This window comes from Achromobacter pestifer, from assembly GCF_013267355.1.
GTDB classification, from domain to species: Bacteria; Pseudomonadota; Gammaproteobacteria; order Burkholderiales; family Burkholderiaceae_B; genus Achromobacter; species Achromobacter pestifer_A.
Genome location: NZ_CP053985.1, coordinates 1,160,561 through 1,187,060 on the forward strand (window position 1 = coordinate 1,160,561; position 26,500 = coordinate 1,187,060).

Annotated in this window: 23 protein-coding genes; 19 read left to right on the forward strand and 4 right to left on the reverse strand. The window is 67.9% G+C overall.

Features of this window, described 5'->3' with window-relative positions; all coding sequences use genetic code 11:
* The first annotated feature begins 187 nt into the window (after positions 1-187).
* From FOC84_RS05735 to FOC84_RS05770, 8 genes are all read left to right on the forward strand, one after another.
* Positions 188-1,303, forward strand: coding sequence for a phosphotransferase (locus FOC84_RS05735; RefSeq protein ID WP_173143574.1), 1,116 nt, complete (start codon positions 188-190; stop codon positions 1,301-1,303).
* A 16-nt stretch (positions 1,304-1,319) separates the two neighbouring features.
* Complete coding sequence (locus FOC84_RS05740) at positions 1,320-2,612, forward strand: aspartate aminotransferase family protein (protein ID WP_173143575.1); 1,293 nt, start codon at positions 1,320-1,322, stop codon at positions 2,610-2,612.
* A 74-nt stretch (positions 2,613-2,686) separates the two neighbouring features.
* On the forward strand, positions 2,687-4,261 hold the full coding sequence (locus FOC84_RS05745) for an ABC transporter substrate-binding protein (RefSeq protein ID WP_217278803.1): 1,575 nt from the start codon (positions 2,687-2,689) through the stop codon (positions 4,259-4,261).
* Positions 4,262-4,274: 13 nt separating this feature from the next.
* Positions 4,275-5,252: an ABC transporter permease gene (locus tag FOC84_RS05750; RefSeq protein ID WP_088155783.1), complete on the forward strand. Its 978-nt coding sequence runs from the start codon at positions 4,275-4,277 to the stop codon at positions 5,250-5,252.
* Complete coding sequence (locus FOC84_RS05755; protein ID WP_173143577.1) at positions 5,249-6,088, forward strand: ABC transporter permease; 840 nt, start codon at positions 5,249-5,251, stop codon at positions 6,086-6,088. The genes FOC84_RS05750 and FOC84_RS05755 overlap by 4 nt, the downstream gene beginning before the upstream one ends.
* A gap of 2 nt (positions 6,089-6,090) precedes the next feature.
* Positions 6,091-7,689, forward strand: coding sequence for a dipeptide ABC transporter ATP-binding protein (locus tag FOC84_RS05760; RefSeq protein ID WP_173143578.1), 1,599 nt, complete (start codon positions 6,091-6,093; stop codon positions 7,687-7,689).
* A gap of 61 nt (positions 7,690-7,750) precedes the next feature.
* On the forward strand, positions 7,751-8,791 hold the full coding sequence (locus FOC84_RS05765; RefSeq protein ID WP_173143579.1) for a histone deacetylase family protein: 1,041 nt from the start codon (positions 7,751-7,753) through the stop codon (positions 8,789-8,791).
* A 30-nt stretch (positions 8,792-8,821) separates the two neighbouring features.
* On the forward strand, positions 8,822-9,532 hold the full coding sequence (locus tag FOC84_RS05770; RefSeq protein ID WP_173143580.1) for an SDR family NAD(P)-dependent oxidoreductase: 711 nt from the start codon (positions 8,822-8,824) through the stop codon (positions 9,530-9,532).
* On the opposite strand, the gene FOC84_RS05775 is transcribed toward FOC84_RS05770, so the two are convergent.
* Positions 9,529-10,422: a LysR family transcriptional regulator gene (locus FOC84_RS05775; RefSeq protein ID WP_254241915.1), complete on the reverse strand. Its 894-nt coding sequence runs from the start codon at positions 10,420-10,422 to the stop codon at positions 9,529-9,531. The genes FOC84_RS05770 and FOC84_RS05775 overlap by 4 nt on opposite strands.
* 94 nt (positions 10,423-10,516) lie before the next feature.
* Here FOC84_RS05775 and FOC84_RS05780 point away from each other — a divergent pair, with 94 nt between their 5' ends.
* On the forward strand, positions 10,517-11,848 hold the full coding sequence (locus FOC84_RS05780; protein ID WP_173143581.1) for an arylsulfatase: 1,332 nt from the start codon (positions 10,517-10,519) through the stop codon (positions 11,846-11,848).
* 38 nt (positions 11,849-11,886) lie between these two features.
* Positions 11,887-12,852, forward strand: coding sequence for a tripartite tricarboxylate transporter substrate-binding protein (locus tag FOC84_RS05785; protein WP_173143582.1), 966 nt, complete (start codon positions 11,887-11,889; stop codon positions 12,850-12,852).
* A 292-nt stretch (positions 12,853-13,144) separates the two neighbouring features.
* Here FOC84_RS05785 and FOC84_RS05790 read toward each other — a convergent pair whose 3' ends face one another.
* On the reverse strand, positions 13,145-13,885 hold the full coding sequence (locus FOC84_RS05790) for an SDR family oxidoreductase (protein ID WP_173143583.1): 741 nt from the start codon (positions 13,883-13,885) through the stop codon (positions 13,145-13,147).
* A gap of 38 nt (positions 13,886-13,923) precedes the next feature.
* Positions 13,924-15,264: a CitMHS family transporter gene (locus tag FOC84_RS05795; protein WP_173143584.1), complete on the reverse strand. Its 1,341-nt coding sequence runs from the start codon at positions 15,262-15,264 to the stop codon at positions 13,924-13,926.
* 235 nt (positions 15,265-15,499) lie between these two features.
* On the opposite strand from FOC84_RS05795, the gene FOC84_RS05800 reads away from it, so the two are divergent.
* The 5 genes from FOC84_RS05800 to FOC84_RS05820 all read left to right on the forward strand — a co-directional run bounded on the left by FOC84_RS05800 (position 15,500) and on the right by FOC84_RS05820 (position 20,743).
* Positions 15,500-16,207, forward strand: a complete 708-nt coding sequence (locus FOC84_RS05800; protein ID WP_173143585.1) for a response regulator transcription factor — start codon at positions 15,500-15,502, stop codon at positions 16,205-16,207.
* Entirely contained in the window at positions 16,164-17,633 is a 1,470-nt protein-coding gene (locus FOC84_RS05805) for a sensor histidine kinase (RefSeq protein ID WP_254241916.1), read from the forward strand. Before FOC84_RS05800 ends, FOC84_RS05805 begins: the two co-directional genes overlap by 44 nt.
* Positions 17,623-18,708, forward strand: coding sequence for an ABC transporter substrate-binding protein (locus tag FOC84_RS05810; RefSeq protein WP_173143586.1), 1,086 nt, complete (start codon positions 17,623-17,625; stop codon positions 18,706-18,708). The genes FOC84_RS05805 and FOC84_RS05810 overlap by 11 nt, the downstream gene beginning before the upstream one ends.
* Before the next feature lie 296 nt (positions 18,709-19,004).
* Positions 19,005-20,090 (forward strand): helix-turn-helix transcriptional regulator, encoded by a 1,086-nt coding sequence (locus tag FOC84_RS05815; protein WP_173143587.1) that lies wholly within the window; start codon positions 19,005-19,007, stop codon positions 20,088-20,090.
* A 332-nt stretch (positions 20,091-20,422) separates the two neighbouring features.
* A complete protein-coding gene (locus FOC84_RS05820) occupies positions 20,423-20,743 on the forward strand; it encodes a DUF4148 domain-containing protein (RefSeq protein ID WP_173143588.1) in 321 nt (106 codons plus the stop codon).
* A 7-nt stretch (positions 20,744-20,750) separates the two neighbouring features.
* Here FOC84_RS05820 and FOC84_RS05825 read toward each other — a convergent pair whose 3' ends face one another.
* On the reverse strand, positions 20,751-21,716 hold the full coding sequence (locus FOC84_RS05825) for a helix-turn-helix domain-containing protein (RefSeq protein ID WP_173143589.1): 966 nt from the start codon (positions 21,714-21,716) through the stop codon (positions 20,751-20,753).
* Between the two features lie 167 nt (positions 21,717-21,883).
* Here FOC84_RS05825 and FOC84_RS05830 point away from each other — a divergent pair, with 167 nt between their 5' ends.
* From FOC84_RS05830 to FOC84_RS05845, 4 genes are read left to right on the forward strand one after another with little or no spacing between them, the layout of a single operon-like run.
* Positions 21,884-22,732, forward strand: a complete 849-nt coding sequence (locus FOC84_RS05830) for a phytanoyl-CoA dioxygenase family protein (RefSeq protein ID WP_173143590.1) — start codon at positions 21,884-21,886, stop codon at positions 22,730-22,732.
* Positions 22,729-24,273, forward strand: a complete 1,545-nt coding sequence (locus FOC84_RS05835; protein WP_173143591.1) for a class I adenylate-forming enzyme family protein — start codon at positions 22,729-22,731, stop codon at positions 24,271-24,273. Before FOC84_RS05830 ends, FOC84_RS05835 begins: the two co-directional genes overlap by 4 nt.
* A gap of 22 nt (positions 24,274-24,295) precedes the next feature.
* Positions 24,296-25,225: a phytanoyl-CoA dioxygenase family protein gene (locus FOC84_RS05840; RefSeq protein ID WP_173143592.1), complete on the forward strand. Its 930-nt coding sequence runs from the start codon at positions 24,296-24,298 to the stop codon at positions 25,223-25,225.
* A gap of 2 nt (positions 25,226-25,227) precedes the next feature.
* Positions 25,228-26,454, forward strand: a complete 1,227-nt coding sequence (locus FOC84_RS05845; protein WP_173143593.1) for a serine hydrolase domain-containing protein — start codon at positions 25,228-25,230, stop codon at positions 26,452-26,454.
* The last annotated feature ends 46 nt before the right edge of the window (positions 26,455-26,500 follow it).

Here is a 26,500-nt window from a genome sequence, read left to right on the forward strand (position 1 = left end):
CTTGGAGCCTAGTTAAACCATCAAGATGTCTTGTTCCAGTAGCCTTTTCTTCTTTTTTTGGCACGAATCAACCACAGAAAATAGAATCAACCTATTGATTATTAATGATTACATAAAAACCAGGGGCAATGACGGGCGACAAGCTTACTCGGGTAATCACTGATTCGGCGCTTTCCGCGCTTGATGCATGATGCATCATCTTGAACTACAGATTCCGCCCAACAACGTGTCGGCCCACCCTCTGCGTACCGTCGAATCCGCCGCGCTCACCGAAGCCCTGCTGACCACCTCCCCGCCCGCCGTGACCCTGGAAGACGCGGCCGCCGTGGCCCGGGCCTGGTATGGCGCCGCCGATTGCCAGCCGCTGGCCGGCGAGCGCGACCGCAATTTCCGCGTGCGCCGCGACGATGGTTCGCCGCTGACGCTGAAGTTCATCAATGCCGCCGAGAGCGTTGCGGAGACGGAGATGCAGATCGCCGTGCTGCGCCATCTGGCCGGCCGCTGCGCCGTGCCGGTGCCGGCCCACCACGCGCCGCAGGGCCAGGACGGGGCCGACTGGCTCTCGCACCAACCGCCCAGCGCAAACGCGGCGGCAGTCCGGGTGCGCGCCTATAGCTTCCTGGAAGGCGAGCCCGGTTCGGCGCTGCGCGCGGAACCCGCGGCCTGGACCGCCCTGGGTCGCGCGGCCGGCGAACTCGACGCGGCGCTGGCGGATTTCTCGCATCCGGCCGCGGGGCGCCGGTTTCTCTGGAACGTCTGTGAAGCGCCTTCGATGCGCCCGCTGCTCAAAGCGGTCGAGGACGCCGAGCACCGCCGCCTGCTCGCAGGCTTCCTGGATCTGTACGCCAGCCATACCGCGCCGCAACTGCAAGGGCTGCCGCGGCAGATCATCCACAACGACCTGTCGGCCAGCAACCTGCTGACCGACGCCAGCGGCCTGGCGGTAGCCGGCGTGCTCGATTTCGGCGACATGGTGCAGGCGCCCCGCATCGCCGAAATCGCCATCGCGGCCTCCTACCAGATGACCCAGACCGACGCGCCGATGCGCGTGCTGGACTGCATGCTCGACGGCTACGCCTCGGTGCTGGCGCTGAGCCCCCAGGAGCGCGCGCTGACGCTGGATCTGGTACTGGCGCGGCTGGCGCAGCGCATGGTCATCACCGCCTGGCGCGCGCGTCAGTTCCCCGGCAACCGCGACTACATCCTGCGTAGCCACGCCGCCGCCACCCGCCTGTTCCACGCCCTGATCGGCCCCTGGAAGGACGGCTGCGATCCGCGCGCCGCCGCTTCCGCATCCCATTGACCTCACGGATACCGCCATGTCCCAGGATCTTCCCGCTTCCCCCCCTGCATCCGGCGACCTGCTGGCGCGCCGCCGCCGCGCGCTGGGCGCGGCCTACCGGCTGTTCTACGACGAGCCCGTGCATCCCGTGCGCGGCGAGGACGTCTGGCTGGAAGACGCGCAGGGCAAGCGCTATCTGGACGCCTACAACAACGTGCCCGTGGTCGGCCATGCCCATCCCGCAGTGGTGGAGGCGCTGGCCCGCCAGGCGGCGGTGTTGAACACCCACACCCGCTATCTGCACGAAGGCGTGGTCGAATACGCGGAGCGGCTGCTGGCGCTGTTCCCGGCCGGCCTGGACAACGCCATGTTCACCTGCACCGGCAGCGAGGCCAACGACCTGGCGCTGCGCGTGGCGATCGAGGCTACCGGCCGCACGGGCTTCATCGTCACCCGCAATGCCTATCACGGCGTGACGCGGTCGCTGGCGGACATGTCGCCTTCGCTGCGCCCCGTGGCCAGCCATGTGCGCACGGTGCCGCCGCCCGACAGCTACCGGGGCGATCCGGCCCTGGCCGCCTCGCGTTTCGCCGAGGCGGTGCAAGCCGCCGCCGACGAACTGGCCCAGGCCGGCACCCCCGCGGCCGCGCTGATGGTCGACACCGTCTTCGCCAGCGACGGCATCCACACCGAGTCGAACCAGGCGCTGGCGCTGGCCGCGGCCGCCATCCGGCAACGCGGCGGGCTGTTCATCGCCGATGAAGTCCAGGGCGGCCTGGCCCGCACCGGCCGGACTTGGTGGGCCTTCCAGCGCGACGGCGTGCTGCCTGACATGGTGTCGCTGGGCAAGCCCATGGGCAACGGCCATCCAATCGGCGCACTGGTGCTGCGCTCGGACCTGGTCGAGGAATTCGGCCGCAAGTGCCGTTACTTCAATACCTTCGGCGGCAACACGGTGTCGGCCGCGGTCGGGCTGGCGGTGCTGGACGCGCTGCAAGCCATGGACGCGCCCAACCGAGTGGCCGAGGTCGGCGCCTACCTGGAGGCCGGCCTGCGCCGCCTGGCCGCGGCCCATCCCATCATCGGCGACGTGCGCGGCCGCGGCCTGTACTGGGGCGTGGAACTGGTGAACGCGCGCCGCCCCGCCGAGCCCGCGCCCGCCGTCGCGGCGGCCCTGGTCAACGGGCTGCGCCATGCCGGCGTGCTGATAGGCGCCAGCGGTCCGCAGGCCAACGTACTGAAGATCCGCCCGCCCCTCACTTTCCAGAAGGCCCACGCGGACCTGCTGTTGCAGGCCCTGGAACAGCAATGCGCCGCCGCGCGGCCCTGACACATCGGGCCGTCCACTCGCAGTCTCCACGCTACAGAAAGGAAAAAAAGAAAATGAAGCAGCTTCCACCCAAGATGAAATCGATGCTCGGCCAACTCGCCCTGGGCGCCGCGCTCCTGGCCTCGGCAGCGTCCGGCGCCCATGCGCAGACGCGCGGCGGCACCTTGAACGTGATTCTGAATCCCGAACCGCCCACGCTGATCTACGGCCTGAACCAGCAGACGCCCACGCAGATCGCGGCGGGCAAGATCTACGAAGGCCTGCTGACCTATGACTTCGACCTGACCGCCAAGCCGTCGCTGGCAAAATCGTGGGAAATCTCGCCCGATGGCCTGGTCTACACCTTCCATCTGCAGCAGGGCGTGACCTGGCATGACGGCAAACCCTTCACCGCCGAAGACGTGCGCTTCTCGCTGCAGGACTACCTGCCGCAGACCCACCCGCGCGCACGCGGCAACCTGTCGCACGTGGCCAGCATCGAGACGCCCGACGCCAATACGGTAAAGATCACGCTCAAGCAGCCTTACGCGCCCTTCCTCAACGCCTTCGAAGTGTCGAGCGCGCCCATCATGCCCGCCCATCTGTACAAGGGTACGGACTTCCGCAACAACCCCGCCAACCAGACGCCGATCGGCACGGGCCCCTTCAAGTTCAAGGAATGGAAGCGCGGCCAGTACGTGCAGCTGGTGCGCAACGAGGCCTACTGGCAGGCCGGCCTGCCCTATCTGGACAACGTCTACTTCCAGGTCATCCCCGACTCCGCATCGCGCCTGCTGGCGCTGGAGAACGGCTCGGTGCAGGTCGCCAGCTTCGGCGACATCGACTTCGCCTTCCTGCCGCAGATCAAGGCCAACCCCGCGCTGGAAGTCACCACCAAGGGCTATGAGTTCGCCGGCCCGCTGTCGTGGATCGAATTGAACCACCGCGTCAAGCCGCTGGACGACAAGCGCTTCCGCCAGGCGATCCAATACGCCATCGACCGCGACTTCATCGCCAAGCGCATCTTCTTCGGCGCCGCGCGGCCCGCCACCGGCCCGATCTCGTCGGTGACGAGCTTCTACGACCCCAACATTCCGCAATACAAGTACGACCCGAAGAAGGCCATCGCCCTACTCGACGAAATGGGCCTCAAGCCCGACGCCAACGGCAAGCGCGTATCGCTGCGCCTGCTCGGCCTGCCCTACGGCGACACCTGGAACAAGGTGTCCGAGTCCGTGAAGAACTCGCTGGGCAAAGTCGGCATCGACGTGGTGTTGGAAAGCACGGACGCCGGCAACTGGGCGCGCCGCTATGCCAACTGGGACTTCGACATGACGGTCACCTACCTGTACCAATACTCGGACCCCGCGCTGGGCGTGGACCGCAGCTACCGCTCGGACAATATCCGCCAGGGCGTCTACGGCACCAACATCTCCGGCTACAACAACCCCGCGTTGGACCAGGTATTCACCAGCGCCTCGCTGGAAACCGACAAGCAGAAGCGCCAGCAGCTGTACACGCAGGCGGCCACCACGCTGGCCGAAGACGCGCCCTCGGCCTGGCTGGTGGAGCTGTCGTTCCCGACCATCACCAGCAAGTCCGTCAAGAACGTGACGACTTCGGCCATCGGCGTGGCGGAGACCTTCGCCACGACCTATATCCAGAAGTAAGGAGAGGCAGGCCATGAAGCCCCTGCTGGCGGTCGCGTCCGTCCTGATCAAGTCCATCACGGTGCTGCTGGCCGTGGCGGTCATCAACTTCATGCTGGTGCGGATGGCGCCGGGCGATCCCGTCAGCGTCCTCGCCGGCGAGGCGGGCGCCTCCGACCAGCAGTACATCGACCAGCTGCGCAAGGAGTTCAACCTGGACAAGCCGCTGCCCGTGCAACTGGCCGGCTACCTGGGCTCCATGGCGACCCTGAACCTGGGCTTCAGCTACCGCCAGCAACAACCGGTGTGGGACCTGATCGCGGACCGTCTACCCGCCACGCTGGTGCTGGCCATACCCGCTTTCCTGCTGTCGCTTCTAGGCGGGGTCCTGCTGGGCGTGCTGGCCAGCAAGTACCGCGGCACCTGGAAGGATTCCGCCATCACCGCCGGGTCCCTGGCCTTCTACGCCACGCCCATTTTCTGGGTGGGGCTGATGCTGGTGCTGCTGTTCTCGGTGCAACTGGGCTGGTTTCCGCCCTTCGGGCTGGAGGCCATGGGCTCCGGCAAGAGCGGCCTGGCGCGCGCGCTGGACATCGCCCACCACGCCGTGCTGCCGGTGCTGACGCTGGCGGCGTTCAACCTGGCGCTGTATGCCCGCATGACGCGGGCCTCGATGAACGAGGTGCAGACCGCCGACTTCGTCAAGACCGCCTGGGCCAAGGGCCTGTCGCCCGCCCGCGTGGTCTGGGTGCACCAGCTGCGCAACGCGGTGCTCCCGGTCATCACCCTGGCGGGCATCCAGGCGGGGCAGCTGATCGGCGGCTCGGTGCTGGTGGAGACAGTGTTCGCCTGGCCCGGCATCGGCCGCCTGGCTTTTGATGCGCTGATGCAGCGCGACTACCAGGTGCTGCTGGGCGTGTTCTTCTGCACCTCGCTGATGGTGGTGGCGTTCAACCTCATCACCGACCTGATGTACCTGCTGATCGATCCCCGTATGCGGAGTGCTGCATGAAAGGCCTGTCCAAACGCTATGCCAAGAACATCGGCGCCGTCGCGGGCCTGCTGGTGCTGTGCCTGATCGTGCTGATGGCGCTGGGCGCCAACGGCCTCTATCCGGAAAATCCCTGGGACCCGTCGGTCGCGCCCTTTCTCAAGCCGCTGCAGGAGGCCGGCGTGTGGCTGGGCTCGGACTCGCTGGGACGCGACATCGCCTCCGGCATCGTGCACGGCGCGCGCGCCTCGCTGCTGGTGGGCTGCGTGGCCACCGCCGTGGCGCTGGTGATCGGACTGGCGGTGGGCATCCCCGCCGGTTTCCTGGGCGGGCGCAGCGACGAGATCCTGATGCGCCTGACCGAGATCTTCCAGACCATCCCCAGCTTCTTCTTCGCCATCGTGCTGGTGGCCATCTTCCAGCCCTCCTTCGCCTCGGTGATTGCCGCGGTGGGGCTGGTGAGCTGGCCGCCGGTGGCGCGGCTGGTGCGGGCGGAATTCATGCGCGTGAAGTCCAGCGAATTCGTCGAGGCCGCGCGGGTGCAGGGCCTGTCCAATCTGCGCATCGTCATCGCCGAAATCCTGCCCAACTGCCTGTCGCCGCTGATCGTGATGGCCTCGCTGATGGTGGCCAACGCCATCCTGCTGGAAAGCGCCATCAGCTTCCTGGGCCTGGGCGATCCCAACCTGATGAGCTGGGGCTACATGGTGGGCGCGTCGCGCTCGCTGCTGCGCCTGGCATGGTGGATGTGCCTGTTCCCCGGGCTTGCCATCTTCCTGACCGTGCTGGCGATCAACCTGGTGGGCGAAGGCCTGAACGACGCGCTTAACCCGCGTCTGCACCGCAAGGGACAATAACCGTGAACGGCTTGCTCCAGATCGAAGACCTGTCCATCAAGCTGCCCGCCGGCGCCGACCGGCCCTACGCGGTCGAAGGCGTCAGCCTGGACATCGCGCCAGGCGAAATCGTCTGCGTGGTGGGCGAATCCGGCTCCGGCAAATCCACGCTGGCCCATGCCGTGCTGAGCCTGCTGCCGCGCGGCGTGAACGTCAGCGGCGGCGCGATACGGCTGGATGGCCAGGCGCTGACCGGCCTGAGCCTGAGCGCGCTGCGCAAGATCCGCGGCAAGCGCATCGCCATGGTGTTCCAGGAGCCGCTCAGCGCACTCAACCCGCTGATCCGCTGCGGCGACCAGATCGTCGAAATGCTGCGCGAGCACGGCGCAACCGACACCACGCAAAACGCCGAACGCCTGGCCGCGCTGCTGGTGTCGGTGGGGCTGGACGACCATCGCCGCATCGCGGATTCCTATCCCTTCCAGCTGTCCGGCGGCCAGCGCCAGCGCGTCATGATCGCCATGGCGCTGGCGCTGGAACCCGAGATCCTCATCGCCGACGAGCCGACCACGGCGCTGGACGTGACCACCCAGGCCCAGATCCTGGAAGTGCTGCTGGACATCCAGAAGCGCAAGCACCTGGGCGTGCTGTTCATCACCCATGACTTCGGCGTCGTCTCGGAAATCGCCGACCGTATCGTGGTCATGAAGGACGGCCGCGTGGTCGAGACCGGCGCGGCCGCGCAGGTACTCAACCATCCCCAGGCCGACTACACCCGCCGCCTGCTGGCCGCGGTGCCGTCGTCCGTGCCTCCGCCCCCGACCCCGGTCGCGGCCCAGGCGCTGCTGTCGGTGAGCGGGCTGCGCAAGACGTACGTGCGCAAGAGCGGCCTGTTCAAGCCGGCACGCCAGTTTCCCGCGGTGCGCGACGTCAGCTTCGAGATCGCGCGCGGCGAAACCGTGGGCCTGGTCGGCGAATCGGGCTCGGGCAAGTCGACCATCGGCCGCATCATCGCCGGCCTCATCGCCGCCGACGGCGGCGCGGTGCGCCTGAAGGACGCCGACCTGACCGCGCGAGGCGCCTTCCGCGACACGGCGGTGCGCCGTTCGGTGCAGATGGTGTTCCAAGATCCCTACGGCTCGCTCAATCCCCGGCACCGCGTAGCGACCATCCTGACCAGCGGACTGGTCGCGCAGGGCGTGCCGAGGGAGCAGGCCTTGCGCCGCGCGCGCGAACTGATGGAACTGGTGCGGCTGGACGCCTCGGCGCTGGAGCGCTATCCGCACGAATTCTCGGGCGGACAGCGCCAGCGCCTGGGCCTGGCCCGCGCCATTGCGGCCCAGCCCGAGCTCATCATCGCCGATGAACCCGTATCGGCGCTGGACGTGTCGGTGCAGGACCAAGTGCTGACGCTGCTGAAGGAGTTGAAGGACAAGCTGCATCTGTCGATGCTGTTCATCACCCACGACCTGCGCGTGGCGGCCCAGCTGTGCGACCGCATCGTCGTGCTGCAGCAAGGCGCCATCGTCGAGCAAGGCCCCGCCGCCCAGGTGCTGCAGGCGCCGACGCACCCCTACACCCGGCAGCTCATCGACGCGGTACCGGGCCGCCAATGGAAATAGGCCCGATACCCATGGCTGCTCTCTACTCATTCGCGCCCCCAGCTATCCAGGAATCCCAACGATGAAGGCCCTGCTTTCCCCCCTGCACGACGCCGACTGGACCGGCAACGCCCTGGTCCGCGGCATCCTCAAACCGCACCACGACGCGCGCGGCCGCGGCCGCGAGATCGAGGCGGCGCTGCGCGACGCCGGGCTGGACTGCCAGACCGTCGGGCCGCTGGCCCAAGGCGTGCCCGAGCTGACCCAGATCCATACGCCCGGCTACCTGGCCTACCTGCAAAGCGCCTGGACCGAATGGCGCAAGGCGCCCGATGCCTCGTTCGAGGTGCGCCCCAACATCTGGCCCAACCGCCATTACCCCGATATGCGCGCATCCACTCCCGTGGCCATGGCGGGCCGCTACCTGGCCGACGGCGCCACCCCCATCGTCGAGGACACCTGGCGCAACGTCTACGCCAGCGCTGAAACCGCGGTCGCCGCGGCGCAAGCGGTACTGGACGGCTCGTCCAGCGTGTACGCGCTGGTGCGGCCCAGCGGCCACCACGCCATGAGCGACATGGGCATGGGAGGCTGCCTGCTGGCCAACACCGCGCTGGCCGCGCAACGGCTGGCCGGGCAATGGGGCCGGGTCGCGATCCTGGACATCGACGTGCATCATGGCAACGGCACGCAGCAGATCTTCTATGGCCGCGACGACGTGCTGACCATCTCGATCCACGGCGACCCCGCCAGCATCTATCCCTTCTCCAGCGGCTATGGCGAGGAAACCGGCAAGGACGCGGGCGAGGGCTACAACCTGAACCTGCCGCTGGCCGCGGGCACCGAAATCGCCGGCTACCTCAAGGCCTTCGAGCCGGCGCTGGAACGCATCGAACAGTTCAAGCCGCGCGCGCTGGTAGTGGCCACCGGCTACGACACTTTCCGCGGGGATGCCTTCGGCAATCTCAGCCTGGATACGCCCGACTATGCCCTGCTGGGCAGGCGCATCGCGCAGTTGGGCCTGCCTACCCTGTTCGTGCAGGAAGGCGGCTACGCCATCGACGCCCTGCGCGCCAACACCCGCTCGATGCTGGAAGGCTACCTCGGCCATGCCCGCCGTTAAGCCCAACGATCCCCACAGACCAGGAACGCGATGCAACCGTCAACCCTTCCCCGCGTCGCGCTGATCAGCGGCGCCAGCCGCGGCATAGGCCTGGCCATCGCCCGCGAACTGCTGGCCAACGGCTGGAGCATCAGCGCCGGCACCCGCAGCGCCACTGACGCCTTCGACGGCTTTCCGCCCGCGCAGGTGCACCGCGCCCGCTTCGACGCCGAGGACGCGGCCAGCGAGGACGCCTGGATCGAATCCGCCATGACGCGCTACGGCCGCATCGACGCGCTGATCCACAACGCCGGCATTCTCAGCAAGAGTTCGGTCGTCGAGGCCACGGACGACGAGTTCGACCGGCTGTTCGCCGTCAACGTCAAATCGCCCATGCGCCTGACGCGCAAGGCCTGGCCGCACCTGATCGCGTCAGGCGCCGGCAAGGTGCTGGTCATGGCCTCGCTGGCCGGCAAGCGCGTGCGGGCGCCGGAAGGCACGCTTTACGCCATGAGCAAGTTCGCCGCGCTGGCGCTGGCCCACGGCATCCGCCACTGCGGCGATCCCCACCAGATACGCTGCACCGCCATCTGCCCAGGCTTCGTGGCCACCGACATGGCCGACGGCGTGCCCGCGGAAATCAAGACCCGCCTGACCCAGCCCGAGGACATCGCCCGCATGGCCCGGCTGGTGCTGGAACTGCCGCCCAGCGCCAGCGTGGCCGAGATTCCCATCAGTTGGCAGGTGGAATCGGAGTACTAGCCCACGGCCTCCAGCACCGCTGCGCGGAACTCCTGCATCAGCGGCGACCAGGTGGCGCCGTGGCGCGTGACCAGCGCCATGCTGCGCCGCAGAGGCCGGCCCAGCGTCACCGGCAGCTCCACGATGTTCCCGTCCAGCGCGCTCTGCGGCATGAGCGCCAGCAGGTCCGAACCCGCCAGCAATGCCAGCGCGCCCCCTGAAAAATGCTGCACCTCCAGCGCCGCCGACGGCAGCGCCAGGCCCGCCTCGGCATAGCGGGCCTCCAGCGCCTGGCGCGCCACCGACCCCTGCATGGGCAGGATCCAGCGCTGGCCGGCCAGATCGCGCAACGCCAGCTTGCGCCGCGAGGCCAGCGGATGCTTGCGGCTGGCGGCCACGCACAGGCCGTCCTCGCGGATCGATTCCTGGTGCAGCGAACCCGGTACGTCGGCATAGATCGGCGTCACTGCCAAGTCCAGCTTGCCGCCCGCGACCTGCTCGTTGAGATCGTCCGACTGGCCTTGCGTCAGTTGCACCCGCAGCGCGGGCCGGCGCGGCAGCAAGCGGCGCAGCGCCGGCATCACCACGCTGTCGACCGTGGCGCCAGTGGCGCCGATGCGCAGCAGCCCGGCCTCGCCCAGGCGCAGCTCCATCGCGTTGCGCACGGCGTCGCGGTATTCCGCCCACAGCCGCTGCGCATGCTCACGGAACGCCAGGCCCGCCGAAGTCAGGCGCAACCCGCGCCCGCCACGATCAAGCAAGGCCAGCCCGGTGTCGGCTTCCAGCCGTTGCAATGACTTCGACAGCGCCGGCTGGCTGACACCGCAGGCGGCGGCCGCGCGGTCCAGGTTGCCGTGCTCCACCACGGCCAGGAAGTACTCGATGTCACGCAGCGACAGATTCATAATCATTGGTTATGCATAGACTCAGCTTCAGGAATATTAAGCCGAGCCCACGCTCCTAGAATCCCTGGATAAACCCGAGGATCGACAGGAGACGCAGCGCGTGGACAAGAAGCCCAACATCGTATTGATCGTGGCCGACAACCTGGGATGGGGGGAGCTGGGCTGCTACGGCGGCGGCGCCCTGCGCGGCGCGCCCACCCCCCACATCGACCGGCTGGCCTCCGAAGGGCTGCTGCTGCAGAACTTCAACGTGGAAAGCGACTGCGTGCCCACGCGCTCGGCGCTGATGAGCGGCCGCCACCCTATCCGCACCGGCTGCCTGCAATCCGTCCCTCCCGGCCTGCCGCAAGGGCTGGCGCGGGACGAGATCACCCTGGCCCAGCAGTTGTCGGGCCAGGGCTACGCCACGGCGCATTACGGTAAATGGCACTTGGGCGACATCCCCGGCCGCTATCCGTCCGACCGCGGCTTCGACGAGTGGTACGGCATTCCCCGCACCACCGACGAAAGCCAGTTCACCTCGTCCATCGGCTTCGACCCCTCGGTCGCCGATATTCCGCACATCATGCAGGGCCAGGCCGGCGCACCGTCGGAAAACGTCAAGGTCTACGACCTGGAGACTCGCCGCGGCATCGACGCCGAACTGGTCGACCGGTCCATCGGCTTCATGCGCAAGCAGGCCGAGGCCAGCCGCCCCTTCTTCCTGTACCTGCCGCTGGTGCACCTGCACTTTCCCACCCTGCCGCATCCGGACTTCGCCGGGCGTACCGGCGCCGGCGACTTCGCCGATTCCATGGTGGAAATGGACCATCGCGTCGGCCAGATCGTGCAGGCGGTGGACGAGCTGAATCTGCGCGACGACACCGTGTTCATCTTCTGCAGCGACAACGGCCCGGAATTCCGCAAGCCCTACCGCGGCACCGCCGGCCCCTGGACCGGCACCTACCACACCGCCATGGAAGGCAGCCTGCGCGTACCCTTCATGATCCGCTGGCCCGGCAAGGTGCAGCCCGGCCAGGTCTCCAACGAGATCGTGCACGTCACCGACCTGTACACCACGCTGTCACGCATCGGCGGCGCGGACATTCCGCAGGACCGCCCCATCGACGGCATCGACCAGACCGACTTCTTCACCGGCGCCAGCCCGGCGTCGCTGCGGGAAGGCTTTCTGTTCTACATCAAGAACGACCTGCGCGCGGTCAAATGGCGGGACTGGAAGCTGCACTTCTACTGGGAGCCCGAGGTCAACGAAGGCAAGGGCAAACTGGAGTCGCCGTACCTGTTCAACCTGAAGCAGGACCCCAAGGAAGAAAGCGACATCCTCATCTTCAACACCTGGGTGCTGGGGCCCATCCTGAAAATGGTGCAGTCCTTCAACCAGTCCTGCGCCGCGCATCCGAATACGCCGCCAGGCAAGCCGGACCCGAGCTGAGGCTCGCGCCAGCCTGACCAAAAAAACAAGGGGAAAACATGAAATTCGCTATCCGTTGCTGCGCGCTGCTGCTGGGCGCCGCGCTGACCGCCGCCGCCAGCGCGGCGGACAACAAGCTGGACTGGCCCGGCAAGCAGATCACCTGGGTGATCGGTTTCGTGCCGGGCGGCACCGCCGACGTGCTGACCCGCATCGCCGCGCAGGAACTGGCCCGGCGCAGCGGCCTGAACGTCATCGTCGAAAACCGCCCCGGCGCGGCCGGCGCCATCGCCCTGCAACTGGTGGCGCGCAGCAAGGCCAGCGACGGCTATCTGCTGACCGTGCCCGGTCCGCTGATCTACCCCACGCCCCAGCCTGAAATCGGCCGCGAACTGGCGCCCGTGATCCTGATGGCCCAGGGCCCCATGGTCATCGTCGGCCCCGCCAAGGACGCCAAGGCATCCTTGCAGGACGTGCTGGCGGACGCCCGACAGCGGCCCGAAGCCTGGAGCTACGGCAGCTCGGGCAACGGCACCTCGCAGAACCTGGCGGGCGAACTGCTCAACCAATACGCCGGCACCCGCATCGTGCACGTGCCCTACAAGGGCGGCGGCCAGGCGGTGGCCGACGTGGCTGGCGGCCAGATCCCCCTGGCCATCCTGGGCTCGGCTCCGGTCATGCCGCAGATCAAGGCCGGCACGCTGAAAGCCTACGCCGTCACCACGCCCTACCGCCTGGATAGCCTGCCCAATGTGCCCACGGTGGAAGAGTCCGGCTTCAAGGGCTACGCCGCCACCCAATGGTTCTCGGTCGCGGCCAGCAAGGACATCCCGGCGGCACAGCTCGATCAAGTCAACGCGGCGCTGCGCGCCGCCGTCGCCACGCCGGAATTCAAGGCCGCCCTGGACAACGCCGGCATGATCGCCGGCGGCGGCTCGCGGGAGGAATTGCAGTCATTCATCCAGGCGGACAGCGCCAAGTGGCAGAAACTGATCGATAGCGGGGCGGTGAAGCTGGCGAATTGAGCACCAAGACAAATCGGGCGTTCGTCCTGGAATGGCGGCAGAAGGCTTGTCCGGCCCTCCTGAAACACCTTAGAAGATGGAGGGTTCCTACTCGTGCTTTCTTGAGAAGCAATGAGAAGACTTAAAAGCGATTCGGAGTATCTAGCCTTGACCGGAGCACCGGCAGCCATTGCCCGGCGGCCGCCGCGCATTCCCGCAGACGGTACGATCCCACATGAAGTCGTCACGCTGATGACCAGCAACGGCTGGAGCAGATCGACGTGTAAGCGCAAGGCGCCCTGCGGCGCTGCCCTCAACTCATATACACGCCGCCATTGATCGCGTAGTTCGCTCCCGTCACGAACGCCGCCTCGTCCGACGCCAGCCAGGCGCACAGCCCCGCCAGATCCTTGGCCGTGCCCAACCGGCCCACCGGCACGCTTTCGATGATGCGGTCCAACAGCGCCGGCGGGAAAGCCTTCACGGTGTCGTCGGCGATGAAGCCCGGCGACGCCAGGTTGACGGTCACGCCGCGCGCCGCGACTTCCTGCGCCAGCGAGCGGGTGAAGCCGATCACGGCGCCCTTGGCGGTGGCGTAGTTGATCTGCCCGATCTGGCCTTTCTCCGCGGCCACCGAGCCGATATTGATGATGCGGCCCCAGCCGCGGTCGGCCATGCTGTCGACCACCTGCTTGGTGGTGTTGAACAGCGTGTCCAGATTGCTGCGCAGCACCGCAGACCAATCCGCCTGGCTCATCTGGCGAAAGCGCATGTCCAGCATGGCGCCGGCATTGTTCACCAGCACGTCGATCTCGCCGACTTCGCGCCGCACCTTGGCGAAGGCCGCCTCGGTCGAAGCCCAATCCGTGGCGTCGCCCTCGGAAGCGACGAAGTCGTAGCCCAGGGACTTCTGTTCCTTCAGCCAGTGGTCCTTGCGCGAGGAGCGCGGCCCGCAGCCCGCCACCACGCGGTGTCCCGCGTTGTGCAGCGCCTGGCAGATCGCGGTGCCCGTGTGGCCCATACCGCTGGTGACGTAAGCAATGCGCAAAGCCATGTACTTCCCCTTTTGAAAAGACGGTATCGCGCCGCGGATCAGGCCATCTGGCCGACCAGCGGAAACAGGCCGAACGCCAGCGCCGCGGCCAGCATCACCAGGCAGACCATCGTGGCCCACTTCAGCGCGTAGCGCTGGTGGTCGCCGAAGTCCACGCCGGCCAGGCCGACCAGCAGATAGGTGGACGGCACCAGCGGGCTCAGCAGATGCACGGGCTGGCCGATCAGCGATGCGCGCGCCATTTCGACCGGCGAAATGCCGTAGCCCTGGGCCGCCTCGCTCAGGATAGGCAGCACGCCGAAGTAGAAGGCGTCATTGGACATGAAGAAAGTGAAGGGCAGGCTCACCAGCGCGGTAATGCCGGCCAGATACGGGCCCATGGCGTCAGGAATCACCGCCAGCAGGCTGCGCGACATGGCCTCGACCATGCCGGTGCCCGACAGGATGCCGGTGAAGATCCCGGCCGCGAAAATCAGCGACACCACCGACAGCACATTGCCGGCGTGCTGCGTGACGCGGCGGCGCTGTTCGGCCAGGTCCGGATAGTTGATGACCAGCGCAATGGCGAAGGCGATCATGAACAGCACGGGCAGCGGCAGCACACCCAGCACCAGGCTCACCATCAACGCCAGCGTCAGCCCGGCGTTCACCCACAGCAGCTTGGGGCGGCGCAGATCCTGGTCGACTTCGACATCGGGCAGGTTCTTGGGGCCGTCCTCGTCGTAGCCCGCGTGCAGAGAGGCGCCGTCCGGCAGCGACAGCACGCCCAGGCGGCGGCGTTCGCGCAGGCCCAGGCAGAACGCGAGGACCAGGATGGCGACAATGGCCACGCCCATCACCGGCACCAGCGGCACGAAGATATCGCCCGCGTCCACGTGCAAGGCGCTTGCGGCGCGCGCCGTCGGGCCGCCCCAGGGCGTCAGGTTCATGACGCCGCTGGCCAGCATCGCCAGACAGGTCATGGACAGTGCGTTCATCTTCAGGCGGCGGTACAGCGGCAGCATCGACGCCACCACGATCATGTAGGTGGTCGAGCCGTCGCCGTCCAGCGAGATCACCAGCGCCAGCACGGTCGTGCCCACCACAATCTTCAGCGGATCGCCCTTTACCGCGCGCAGGATGCGGCCCACGATGGGGTCGAACAGGCCGGCGTCGATCATGACCCCGAAATACAGGATGGCGAACATCAGCATCACGCCGGTGGGCGCAATCTTGCGGATGCCGTCCAGCATCATCTTGTCGATGCCCGAACCGAATCCGCCCAGCAGGGCGAAAATAATGGGGACAAGGATCAGCGCCACCAGCGGCGACAGGCGCTTGGTCATGATCAGCGTCATGAACGTGATCACCATGCCGAAGCCAAGCAGGGTCAGAAGCATGAGGGTTATCTCCGACTAGTCGTTGTTATGCGTGGTTCGCGCCTCCGGCGGGGGGAAGCGCGACCGCAAGACTAGAAATAAAAGCTGTCTACAACCTGTCGTTTTTGAACGCGTGCGACGGCGAGCTCACCTTCCGCCGCCGGGCCGCCCCAAGGCGGAAGGCGCCCCCTCGGGGGCAGCAAGCGAGCGCAGCGAGTGCGGCGTGGGGGCCGTTCTCTCATGCGACAATCGCCCCATGCGCATACTGGTGATCGAAGACGACGCAGACTTGGCCGACGCACTCGTGCGCCGGCTGCGCCGTCTCGGCCATGCGGTCGACTGCCAGAACGACGGCCTGAGCGCCGATGGCGTCCTGCAGTACGAAACCTTCGACCTCGTCATCCTGGACATCGGCCTGCCCCGCATGTCGGGCTTCGACATCCTGCACCGCCTGCGCGACCGCGGCAGCAAGACTCCCGTGCTGGCGCTGACCGCCCGCATCGACATCGAAGACCGCGTCCACGCCCTGGATACCGGCGCCGACGACTACCTGGCCAAGCCCTTCGATTTCCGCGAGCTGGAAGCCCGCTGCCGCGCCCTGCTGCGCCGCCCCAGCGCGCAGGCCGCCGGCGTGCTGCGCTTTGGCGAACTGGTCATCGACAGCGCCGCGCGCCAGGTCACTCTGGCCGGCCAGCGCATCGAACTGCCCAAGCGCGAATACAGCCTGCTGGAAATCCTGCTGGCCGGCATGAACCGCGCCGTCAGCAAGACCGAAATCGCCAACAAGCTGTTCGCCTTCGACGACGACGCCGCGCCCAACGCCATCGAGGTCTACATCGCCCGGCTGCGCCGCAAGCTCGAAGGCTCGCCACTGCGCATCGAAACGCAGCGCGGCACCGGCTACCTCCTGACCGCCACCGATGACCACGACAGCCCCGCCGCGTCCGGCCCCGGCCGTGGGTGAACCGGCCAGGCCCGCCGCCGCGCAGGGCCGCATCTCGATCAAGCGCCGCCTGCTGGCCATGCTGCTGGCGCTGTTCGTCGCGGCGCTGGCCACGCTGTATCTGCTGGTGCGCGGCTACGCCAATCACACCGCCGATACCACCTACGACCAGTTGCTGCGTTCCTCGGTGCTGTCCATCGCCGACAGCCTGCAACTGGTGCAGGGCGAATGGCGCATGGACATGCCCTATGCCTCGCTGGCGCTGTTGGAGCAGGCGCCGCGCGACCGCGTGTTCTATCGCGTCGGCGACACAGGCGGCGCGCTGATCTCCGGCTACGCCAGCCTGCCCGCCCCTCCCGCCCGCGGCGAAGACAGCCCCGCGTACTCGCCCCGCCTGTACGACGCCAACTATCAGGGCGAGCCGGTGCGCATCGCCTGGATGGAACGCAGGATCGCCGGCCCCCGCAACGCCGAGACCGCACTCATCCAGGTCGCCCAGACCCGCGAAGCCCGCAATGCCCTGGCCGATAGCATTCTCTGGCAGGGCACGCTGGCGCTGATCGGCTTCACCGCCGCGGCCTTGGCGCTGGCCTACTGGGGCCTGCTGCGGTCGCTGTCGCCCATCCGGCGCATCGAACGCGAGCTGGCAGCCCGCAGCGCGTCGGACCTGCACCCGATCACCGCCCCCGTGCCCGAGGAGCTCGACACCTTGGTGCATTCGCTGGACGGCTTCATGGCGCGGCTGTCGGAAAACCTGGACACCCTGCGCCTGTTCATCGCCGAAGCCGCACACCAGCTGCGCACGCCGCTGGCCGCGCTGCATGCGCAGATGGAAGTGGCGCTGGACGAAGAAGACCCCGCCGAACAGCGCCGCAGCCTGCTGGCCGTGCTGCGCAACGCCGAGAAACTCTCGCGCCTGGTCAACCAGCTGCTGAGCGATGCCAGCGTCATCCACCGCAGCAACGTGCGCCAGTTCCAGCCGGTGGACCTGGCCGAGCTGTTGCGCCAGGCGGTGTACGACACGGTCCCGCAAGCCGATCCCCAGCCCGACGTGCGCCTGCACCTGCCCGCCCATACACCGGGCAACCCTCCCATGGTGCTGGGCGACAGCCTGATGCTGCGCGAAGCCTTCAAGAACCTCATCGACAACGCGCTGCGCCACGGCGCCACGGAAGACGGCCACATCGACGTGCGGCTGGAGCCGCAGGACGAAGGCTGGCGCATCTCCGTCTCCGACCAGGGCCCGGGCATCCCCCCGGCGCTGGCCAACGCCGCCTTCGAGCGCTTCGTGCGCGGTCCGAACCCGCGCGCGCCCGGCGCCGGCCTCGGCCTGTCCATCATCAAGCGCGTGGTCGACATCCATCAGGGCCGCCTGGTCCTGAGCAACCGCGTGGGCGGCGGCCTGGACGCCGTGGTCACGCTGCCGGCCCGCCCCCATGAAGCTTGATTTCCTGAACCCCCTGCGCCTGCTGGCGGCGCTGGCCGTCCTGCTGCCACTGGCTGCTGGCCATGCCGCGGAAACCAGCGCCGCAGGCCTGGCGCTGGGTCCGGCCGACAGCAGGAACGTGCTGGTCGTGCACGCCTCCAACAGCGTGCAGGTGTTCCGCGGCGTGCTGGAAGACTTCAGCAGCCTGAATCCCGGCCTGCGCCTGGAGTACACCGAACTCTCCACGCAGGAGCTGTATGCCGAAACCGTCTCCCGCGCCGCGCAGGCGCCGGCCTCCAGATCGGGCCCCGACATCGTCATCAGCAGCGCCATGGACCTGCAGACCAAGCTGGTCAACGACGGCTACGCGCAGCCTCACGTTTCACCCGAGACCCGCGCCCTGCCAGCCTGGGCCAACTGGCGCGACGAGGTCTTCAGCATCGGCACCGATCCCATCGTCATGGTCTACAACACCAGCAAGCTCGCCCCCGCGCGGGCGCCGCGCACCCGGCGCGAGCTGCTGTCCTTGCTGCAGGCGCCGGACCAACCCCTGGCTGGCGCCATCTCCACCTACGACGTCGAGGGCAGCGGTATCGGCTACCTGGCAGCCACGCAGGACACGCGCCTGGACAGCATGGCCGGCGCACTGCTGGCCGAGCTGGGCCGCAACCGCGTCGCCGTCCACGCGTCCACGGAAGACGCGTTGGACAAGCTCGAACGTGGCGAGATCACGCTGGCCTACAACCTGCTGGAGTCCTATACCCGCCACCGCATCGACCAGGGCGCGCCGCTGGCCATCGTGTATCCGCAGGACTACACGCTGATGCTGTCGCGCTCCGCCATCATCCCCAGGCTGGCGCCGCGCGGGGATCTGGGCGCGATGTTCCTGGACTACTTGCTGTCTGCGCGGGGTCAGGAAATGGTCGCGCGGCAGTCCGGCATGCGGCCGATAAGCGCCTCGGTCAACCCGGAAGCCGGTGTCCGGCCGGTGGGACTGGGCGTGGGGTTGCTGGTTTATCTGGATCCGCTCAAGAAGCGGCATTTCCTGGATCTGTGGCGCGCGGCCGTTCATCCGCCGGGCGCCGCCGCTCCCTGACCCCACGCTTGCGCGCGTGCTGGTGGAAATACACCGGTGCCTATGCACCAGATCAAGATCACGACTCGGCCCGCTACCGATCCGCCCTCAGGATTTTCATCTTTCCGGCAGATTTGCGAGGATAATTTCCGATTGAGTCCCCGGCAGCCGACAGGCTTGCGCGCGGGCCACGCCGCCCCGGCCGCGCCGACACTCCGCAGCCGCGCGCCGCTCCCCCGCCAAGAAGGGAGCCACCTACAACAATCTGTGACACGTAGCAGCGCTTGCGTTTGAACCAGAGTTGGAGGCACAAGAAAATGGCCCAACACCAGATTGCCGTCCGGCGCGCGGTCGAAGCCCTGAACCACCTGACGGACCCCGATCCTCCCTGGCATGACATCCTGCGGACCGCGCGCGACATGGTGGGCGCCGACAGCGGCGCGCTCATCGTCTTCGACGCCCGGCACAAGCTGCTGAACCTGTTTTCCATCGGCTTTTCCGAAGCCTGCGCCGCGGAGTACCAGGACCATTACTACAGCTGCGACATCCTGGAACGCGACTCGCGCCAGGCGCCTGCCGGCACCTGGCTGGACACCGCCCGCATGTATGACAGTTCACAGTTGCAGCGCAACGAGTTCTATGCGGACTTCATGCTCAAGCACCGCATGGCGCAGATCCTGTCGCTGGTCATCGAATCGAGCGCGGCGCTGCACGCCGCCATCGGCTTTCAGCGTTCGACCGTGGACAGCAAGGCCAGCGACCGCCTGAAATCGGGCGACTTCGCCCAGTACTTCCGACTGCTTCAAAGCCAGCTGGCGCAACGCGAGAAGGCGCTCGCCATCGGATGGACAACCATCGAGAGCGCGCTTTCCGATGTCGGCGAAGCCGTCCTGCTGGTCAGCAAGGACGGGAGCATCGACAAGATATCCGCACTCGCCATGCGCTACTTGAACGACGGCCACGGATGGAGCGTGCGCTGCGGCCGGCTGCGTCATCCCGACAGCAAGATACAGGCGCTGTTCGACTCCTATTGCCAGGCAGTCGCGCGCGACGGAAAACTGCGCTCCCTGGCCGCGGCCGCGGGCTGGGGCGAACTGTACTGGATCGATATCGGCGCGGCCCCCCAGGCGCTGAACCTGATAGGCAGCCCCATGCTGCTGGTGCGCATGCGGCGCAAGAGCGCCTTCGCCCAGCCCGACATCGACAGGCTTGCCGCCGTCTTCGCCATCACCCATGCAGAGGCCGCGGTCCTGGCCGGACTGGCCACGGGCCATAGCGTGGAAGAAATCTCCACCTTGCGAAAATCCTCGGTGCTGACCGTACGCAAGCAGGTCGCGTCCCTGCTCAACAAAATGGAATGCAGCCGCCAATCCGAACTGGTCAGACTAGCCTCATTGTTGTAACCGCCCCCCTGCTCGCCCATCGATCGCACCCATCCTTCAACGCCGATTCGGCGTACTCAATTTTGAGTATGTGGTGCCTACCCCGGGCGTCCTACGATGGGCGCGAAGGCATGAGATCCCGACAGAGCATTACACCCGGGTCGTAAGCCCGACGCGCCAGGCCCCGCTTGCGGCCGCGGCGCGCATCGCTCCAAGCAAGGCTGGCCTGTCCAAAAAAAACACGAATGCGCCATTCCGGTTCCGCAGCTGTCCTTGCCCCAGGCGCCATTGCGCCACGCTCCAAGGACACCGGCCCCCAATGCTGCGATCACACACGTATCAAGGAGCACCTCATGAAGACAGCCCTTTTACTCCGCGCCGCCCTCCCCGCCGCCATCGCCGCCGCCGCGCTGCTGGCCGGCCCGGCCGCCGCGCAAATGTCCGCCGCCCCGACCACCGCGGCTCCCCCGTCCGACGTCCAGCTCAGCCGCGACCAGGTCGAACGCGACCTGGCCGCCTGGAAACAATCCGGCGTTGAAAGGAACTGGGACAGCGACAACACCCCGGACATCAACAGTCCCGAGTATGTCGCCGCCTACAGGAAGTACGTGGACACGGTAAGGCCGGCCAACGCGCCGCAGATGCAGCAGTCGCAGGGCCAGAGCAAGTGGTGATGCGCTGCTATGTTGCCCTCGAGGGCGCACCGCCGCGCTCGCTGCCGGGCGAGCGGCCATAGTGCGCGCGGTACGCCCGATTGAACGTAGAGACTTCCTCGAATCCCCAGCTGGCGGCGATGTCCGCGATGGAGCGGCCAGGCTGGGTTTCGATGGCCTGGCGGCACTTTTCCAACCGGCGCTGCCGCACGTGCGCGCTGAAACTCAAACCATGCTCGGCGAGTATCTTGAACAAATAGCTGCGCGAAATGCCGAGTTCGTCGCTGGCCGAGGCCGGCGTCAGGCCGCGGTCCGCCAGACGGCGCTGCACCAGCGCCAGAATGCGGTCCAGGACCTCGTGCCGCAGCCGCTGCGCCACCTGCGCTTCGGCGTCCGCCCCTTCGAGCTGGGTACGCGAAAGCAGTTCACTGCAATGCCTGACCATCAGCGCCTGCACCTGCTGCAATTCGTGCGCCGGCAATTCGCTGACCAGGCGCATATAGCTGGCCAGCACCCGCCCCGCCCCTGAACCGCCGTCCAGCACCGGCGTGGCCAGCCGCCCGCGCCGGCCCAATTGCGGCCGCAGCAGCCCTTCCGGGATTTCTATGCAGAACATGCGGAAATCGGTGCGAAAGTCGACTTCCCAGGGCGAGGCGCAATCCACCACATAGACGTCGCCGGCGCGCGCGCGCATGGCGCTTGCGCCCTGCGAGACCAGGGCCTCGCCAGTACACAACAGGTTGGCGAAAAAAGGGGATTGCGTACGGGCCGAGAGACCGGCTTCGGACAACCTGACCACGTGCGACTGCGCCGTGATGGTGGAACCGTGCAGGTCCGGCAGCAGCAGGCCGTCGATCTGGCCGCGGAAACTGCGCGCGGCATCGCGCTCGGGTTCGAGCGGCACATAGGCATCGCAGATCGCATCGCGCCAATACGCGAACTGGTCCTGTGGCGCTATGACATCGGTGGTGTGGTGGTAGGCCTGCGCGCTCATCTTGAGTACCGGATCATGCCGACGGGGGCCGCCATCTTCTAGGGGATGGACGCTTTGCGCCACTGCCGTGGACGCTACGCGCTGGCAGGGCGAAGACTACCGGCCGATTATACGCACAGACCTATAGCGCCGGACGCTGATCCAGGCCCCCCATCAGGAGACAAAAGATGTCCACGCCCGAACCGCTCGACGAGCGGATCGCAGCCTTTGAACGCGACGGCTTCGTGGTGCTGCCCGGCATCATCCCGCCCGAGCAGGTCAGCCAGCTGCAGGAAGCGCTGATCCGGATCGAGGCCGAACACAACCTCGGCTACGCCCAGACCTCGTTCGAAGGCCGTAAAACGGTGCGCATCAACAACCTGCTGGTCTACGATCCGCGCTTCTGGGACGTGCCGCTGCAAGCCGAGGTGCTGGCCCTGGCCGAACGCCTGCTGGACCGCGAGCTGCTGCTGTCCTCGCTGTGCTCGCTGACGCTGGCGCCGGGGCAAGGCGCCCAGCCCCTGCACGAAGACACTCAACAGTTGGCCCTGCCGCGGCCGCGCCCGCCGCTGGCGGTCAACGCCATCTGGGCGCTGAGCGATTTCACTACTGAGAACGGCGCCACCCATATCGTGCCCGGCAGCCACCGCTACGATTCCTCGCCGTCCTACGGCGCCCAGGACATCGAAACCGTGCAGACCACCATGAAGGCCGGCAGCGTCATGCTGTTCGACAGCGCGCTATGGCACAAGGGCGGCGCCAACAACAGCAATGCCCGCCGCTACGCGCTGTCGTGCTACTACTGCGCCGGCTGGATGCGCCAACAGGAAAACCTGCAGCTCGGCATTCCGGCCGACGTGGCGCGGCGCTTTCCGCGCCGCCTGCAGGAGTTGTGCGGCTACAGCATCTACAAGGGGCAGTACGGCCATATCGACAACGCCGACCCCATCACCTTGCTGGGCGGCGCAGGCCGGCCCACGGTATGGCAGGCCAGCGACGCCAAGGCCGCCCGCAAGGCCGCCGAGCGCAAGGCATGAACGCCCCCGCCCTGCCCGCGGTCCCGGACTCGGTGATCCACCTGCTGCGCGACGCCGCCCGCGAGACGCCCGATCTTCCCGCCCTGTCCTTCGAGGGCGCGCGGCTGAACTATGCGCAATACGCCGGCCTGGCCGGGGCTTTGGCGCGCCGCCTGGGCGAGCGCGTCCGGCCCGGCGACCGGGTGGCCCTGCTGATGCAGAACTCGCTGGACCTGGCCGTCGCCACCTTTGCGGTGCACGCGTTGCGCGCGCAGGCCGTGCCGCTCAACCCCGGCTACCGCGAACGCGAGCTGGCCTACATGCTGGAAGACGCCGCGCCCCGCATGCTGCTGCATGACGACAGCGTGACGCTGGACCTGGCCGCCCTGTGCCCCGGCCTGGACGCCGGCGCCATACTCAGCACCGGCGACGGCGCCGGCCTGCTGGAGATGCTGCCGCAGGCCTGCGCCCTGCCGGAAGACCTGCCCCGGCACGAGGACCTGGCCACACTGCAATACACCGGCGGCACTACCGGACGCCCCAAGGGCGTGAACATCCTGCACCGGCAGATCGCCTACAACATCGCACAGCGCGAAGCCTGGCTGCCGACCCGGCGCGAGGCCGAAGTGGTGCTCTGCGTGATGCCGCTGTTCCATGTATCGGCCGTCTCGATGTCGCTCTACCTGAGCCTGCACGCCCGGGGCGAACTGGTGGTGATGCGGCGTTTCGACGCCACGCGCACGATAGAGGCCATCGCCGCCCATCGCGTCACGCTGCTGCCGGGCGCGCCGGCGGTCTTCCACGACCTGCTGCTGAGCCCGGCCCTGAGCCTGGAACACCTGTCCAGCCTGCGCGCCTGTTTCTCCGGCGCGGCGCCGCTGCCGCGCGAAACCCTGGCGCGCTTCGAACAGCGCGCCGGCTGCCCCATCTACGAAGGCTATGGCATGAGCGAAGCCGGGCCTTGCCTGGCGTTCAACCCCATGCACCGCCCGCGCAAACCCGGTTCGGTTGGCCTGCCCGTGCCGGGCGGCGAGTTGCAGGTGGTGGACCTCGATCACGGCGCGCGGCCCCTGCCGCCCGGCCAGCCCGGCGAGATCCGCGTGCGCGGTCCGCACGTGATGGCAGGCTACCGCCAGCCCGCCGCGGATGCCGCACAGCCCCTGAGCCAGGGCTGGTTCCATACCGGCGATGTCGCGTTCCTGGATGACGAAGGCTATCTCCACCTGCAAGGCAGGCGGCACGACTGCATCAATGTGGGCGGCTTCAAGGTCTATCCGCTGGAAGTGGAGCAGGTGCTGTTGTCGCGCCCCGAGGTCGGCGAAGCCGCCGCCTTCGGCGTGGCCGACGAGCGGCTGGGACAGGTGGTCCACGCCTGGGTCACGCCCGCGCCGGGCCAGAGCCTGGACACGGCCGCCCTGCGGGCCCACTGCGCCGCCCACCTGGCCGGCTACAAGGTGCCGCGCCGCATCGGCGCGGCGCAAGCCCTGCCGCGCACCAGCATAGGCAAGCTCGCACGCGGCACGCTGGCCCCCGTGGCCGAGCCCGGTCCTATTTCGCAGTGACATTCAACACAAGGGGAGGAACATGAAGCAAATCGATCTGCAGGCGCTGCAACACCAGCTCGCCGAAGAAGGCTACGCCGTCATTGAAAACGTGCTGAACGCCGCACAACTGGAACAGGCGCGCGAACGCGTAGCCAACCTGATGGCCGCCGAACGCGCCGATCCGTTCCCGCTGGACGACGAACGGCACGAAGACGACGACGACATCCTGGCCTACTATAAGCGCCACTACACGGTGAGCGACATGGAAGCGCGGCGCATGGTGGCGCGCGTGCACCAGTACCGCCGCGACAACGAAAACACGCGCTGGCCGGTTCCCATCAACAAAGTGTCGAAGAACTTCCTGCACTTGCCCACCCTGTTCGACGACGACAAGTCGCAACGCGTCTGGAACCTGCTGAACAAGGCGCCCGACATGATCCCGCTGATCGAGCACCCGGTGGTGCTGCCCATGGTGCGCAGCGTGATGGGCCAGGACTGCAACCTGCACGACTTCCAGGCCACCAGCATCGGCCCCGGCACGGGCGGCGGCGCCTGGCACGTGGACGCGCCACTGGGCCAGATCGCCGAGCCGCTGCCGGAGTTTCCGCTCACGCTGCAGAACGTCTGGATGCTGGACGACTTCACCGCCGACAACGGCGCCACCCGCGTCATGCCGCGCAGCCACAAGCTGCGCAAATCGCCGCCCTGGGGCAGCGGCCCGCTGGACGGCGAGGTCACGCTGACCGCGCCCGCCGGCTCGGTCGCCATCTGGCTGTCCAATACCTGGCACCGCTCCGGCCCGAACCATACCGGCCGCGAGCGCCGCGCCATACTCTGCAACTACAACGTGTCCTGGCTGCGCGGCTTCGCGGATTTCACCAGCACGCTGCCCGCAGGCGTCGCGGCCACGCTGTCCAACGAGGCGCGCTACCTGCTGGGCTACGGCGCGCGCGCGCCGTTGACGCGCTGACCATGGCCGCCGCAACCTCGCCCCAGGCGCGTGCAGCCGAAGCCCCGGCGATCCACGGCCACTGCGATCCCGCGTTCGAACCGGTGCGCGCGGCGTTCGCGCGCAACTTCCAGGACCATGGCGAACTGGGCGCAGCCGTCGCCATCGAGGTCGACGGCTATCCGGTGGTCGACCTGTGGGCCGGCTGGGCCGACACGGAGCGCAGCCGGCCATGGGAACGCGACACCGTCTGTATCGTGTTCTCCAACACCAAGCCAGCCACGGCGCTCTGCGCCCACATGCTGGCCGAAGCCGGCGAACTGGACCTGGACGCGCCCGTCGCCCGCTACTGGCCTGGATACGCCGCGGCGGGCAAGGCGGGCACCACCCCGCGCATGCTGCTCAACCACAGCGCGGGCCTGCCCGCGCTGCGCGAGCCCTTGCCGGCGGACGCCGCCTTCGATTGGGAAGGCATGACCGGCCGGCTGGCCGCCGCCGCGCCCTTCTGGCCCCCGGGCGAACGCGTGGCCTACCACGGCCTGACCTACGGCTGGCTGGTCGGCGAGCTGGTGCGCAGGCTGGGCGGCTGCATGCCCGGCGAGTTCTTCCGCCGCCACATCGCGCAACCGCTGGGCCTGGACTTCTGGATAGGCTTGCCACAAGCCGAGGAAGCGCGCGTCGCGCCCATCGTGCCGCCGCCTGCGCCGCAAGCGCCGTACAGCCCCTTCGAGCAATCGCTGAAGGACGAGCCCGACAGTCCCACGGCGCTGTACGCCAAGAACACAGGCGGCTGGCGCCCGTCGGGCTTCAACAGCCGCGCCGGCCACGCGGCCGGACTGTGCGCGGCGGGCGGCATCGGCAATGCGCGCAGCCTGGCGCGCTTGTACGGCACGCTGGCGCTGGGTGGCGCGCGCGACGGCGTGCGCCTGCTGCGCGAAGACACGCTGGCCGCGGCCACCGCCCTGTCGGCTAGCACGGACGACGACGCCTGCCTGCGCGTGCCTGCGCGCTACGCCAGCGGCTTCATGCGCCAGATGGACAACCGCGCACTGGGCCTGGACAGCGCTTGCTTCGGCGACCAAGCCTATGGCCACACGGGCGCCGGCGGTTCGCTGGCTTTCGCCTGGCCGCAGCGCCGGCTTTCCTTTGCCTACACCATGAACCGCATGGGCCGCACCGTGCTGCTCGACGAGCGCGCGCACCGCCTGGTACGCGCGACGCATGCCGCGATCGGCGCGCCGCCTGGTTGACGCCAGCGCGGCACACACAAACCACAAAAAACACTGGAGACAAATC

Bases quoted from the DNA above. Each gene is read 5' to 3' on its own strand.
- FOC84_RS05735 (WP_173143574.1), top strand. From the start codon at position 188: ATGATGCATCATCTTGAACTACAGATTCCGCCCAACAACGTGTCGGCC.
- FOC84_RS05740 (WP_173143575.1), top strand. From the start codon at position 1,320: ATGTCCCAGGATCTTCCCGCTTCCCCCCCTGCATCCGGCGACCTGCTG.
- FOC84_RS05745 (WP_217278803.1), top strand. From the start codon at position 2,687: ATGAAATCGATGCTCGGCCAACTCGCCCTGGGCGCCGCGCTCCTGGCC.
- FOC84_RS05750 (WP_088155783.1), top strand. From the start codon at position 4,275: ATGAAGCCCCTGCTGGCGGTCGCGTCCGTCCTGATCAAGTCCATCACG.
- FOC84_RS05755 (WP_173143577.1), top strand. From the start codon at position 5,249: ATGAAAGGCCTGTCCAAACGCTATGCCAAGAACATCGGCGCCGTCGCG.
- FOC84_RS05765 (WP_173143579.1), top strand. From the start codon at position 7,751: ATGAAGGCCCTGCTTTCCCCCCTGCACGACGCCGACTGGACCGGCAAC.
- FOC84_RS05770 (WP_173143580.1), top strand. From the start codon at position 8,822: ATGCAACCGTCAACCCTTCCCCGCGTCGCGCTGATCAGCGGCGCCAGC.
- FOC84_RS05775 (WP_254241915.1), bottom strand. From the start codon at position 10,422: ATGATTATGAATCTGTCGCTGCGTGACATCGAGTACTTCCTGGCCGTG.
- FOC84_RS05785 (WP_173143582.1), top strand. From the start codon at position 11,887: ATGAAATTCGCTATCCGTTGCTGCGCGCTGCTGCTGGGCGCCGCGCTG.
- FOC84_RS05790 (WP_173143583.1), bottom strand. From the start codon at position 13,885: ATGGCTTTGCGCATTGCTTACGTCACCAGCGGTATGGGCCACACGGGC.
- FOC84_RS05795 (WP_173143584.1), bottom strand. From the start codon at position 15,264: ATGCTTCTGACCCTGCTTGGCTTCGGCATGGTGATCACGTTCATGACG.
- FOC84_RS05800 (WP_173143585.1), top strand. From the start codon at position 15,500: ATGCGCATACTGGTGATCGAAGACGACGCAGACTTGGCCGACGCACTC.
- FOC84_RS05805 (WP_254241916.1), top strand. From the start codon at position 16,164: ATGACCACGACAGCCCCGCCGCGTCCGGCCCCGGCCGTGGGTGAACCG.
- FOC84_RS05810 (WP_173143586.1), top strand. From the start codon at position 17,623: ATGAAGCTTGATTTCCTGAACCCCCTGCGCCTGCTGGCGGCGCTGGCC.
- FOC84_RS05815 (WP_173143587.1), top strand. From the start codon at position 19,005: ATGGCCCAACACCAGATTGCCGTCCGGCGCGCGGTCGAAGCCCTGAAC.
- FOC84_RS05820 (WP_173143588.1), top strand. From the start codon at position 20,423: ATGAAGACAGCCCTTTTACTCCGCGCCGCCCTCCCCGCCGCCATCGCC.
- FOC84_RS05825 (WP_173143589.1), bottom strand. From the start codon at position 21,716: ATGAGCGCGCAGGCCTACCACCACACCACCGATGTCATAGCGCCACAG.
- FOC84_RS05830 (WP_173143590.1), top strand. From the start codon at position 21,884: ATGTCCACGCCCGAACCGCTCGACGAGCGGATCGCAGCCTTTGAACGC.
- FOC84_RS05835 (WP_173143591.1), top strand. From the start codon at position 22,729: ATGAACGCCCCCGCCCTGCCCGCGGTCCCGGACTCGGTGATCCACCTG.
- FOC84_RS05840 (WP_173143592.1), top strand. From the start codon at position 24,296: ATGAAGCAAATCGATCTGCAGGCGCTGCAACACCAGCTCGCCGAAGAA.
- FOC84_RS05845 (WP_173143593.1), top strand. From the start codon at position 25,228: ATGGCCGCCGCAACCTCGCCCCAGGCGCGTGCAGCCGAAGCCCCGGCG.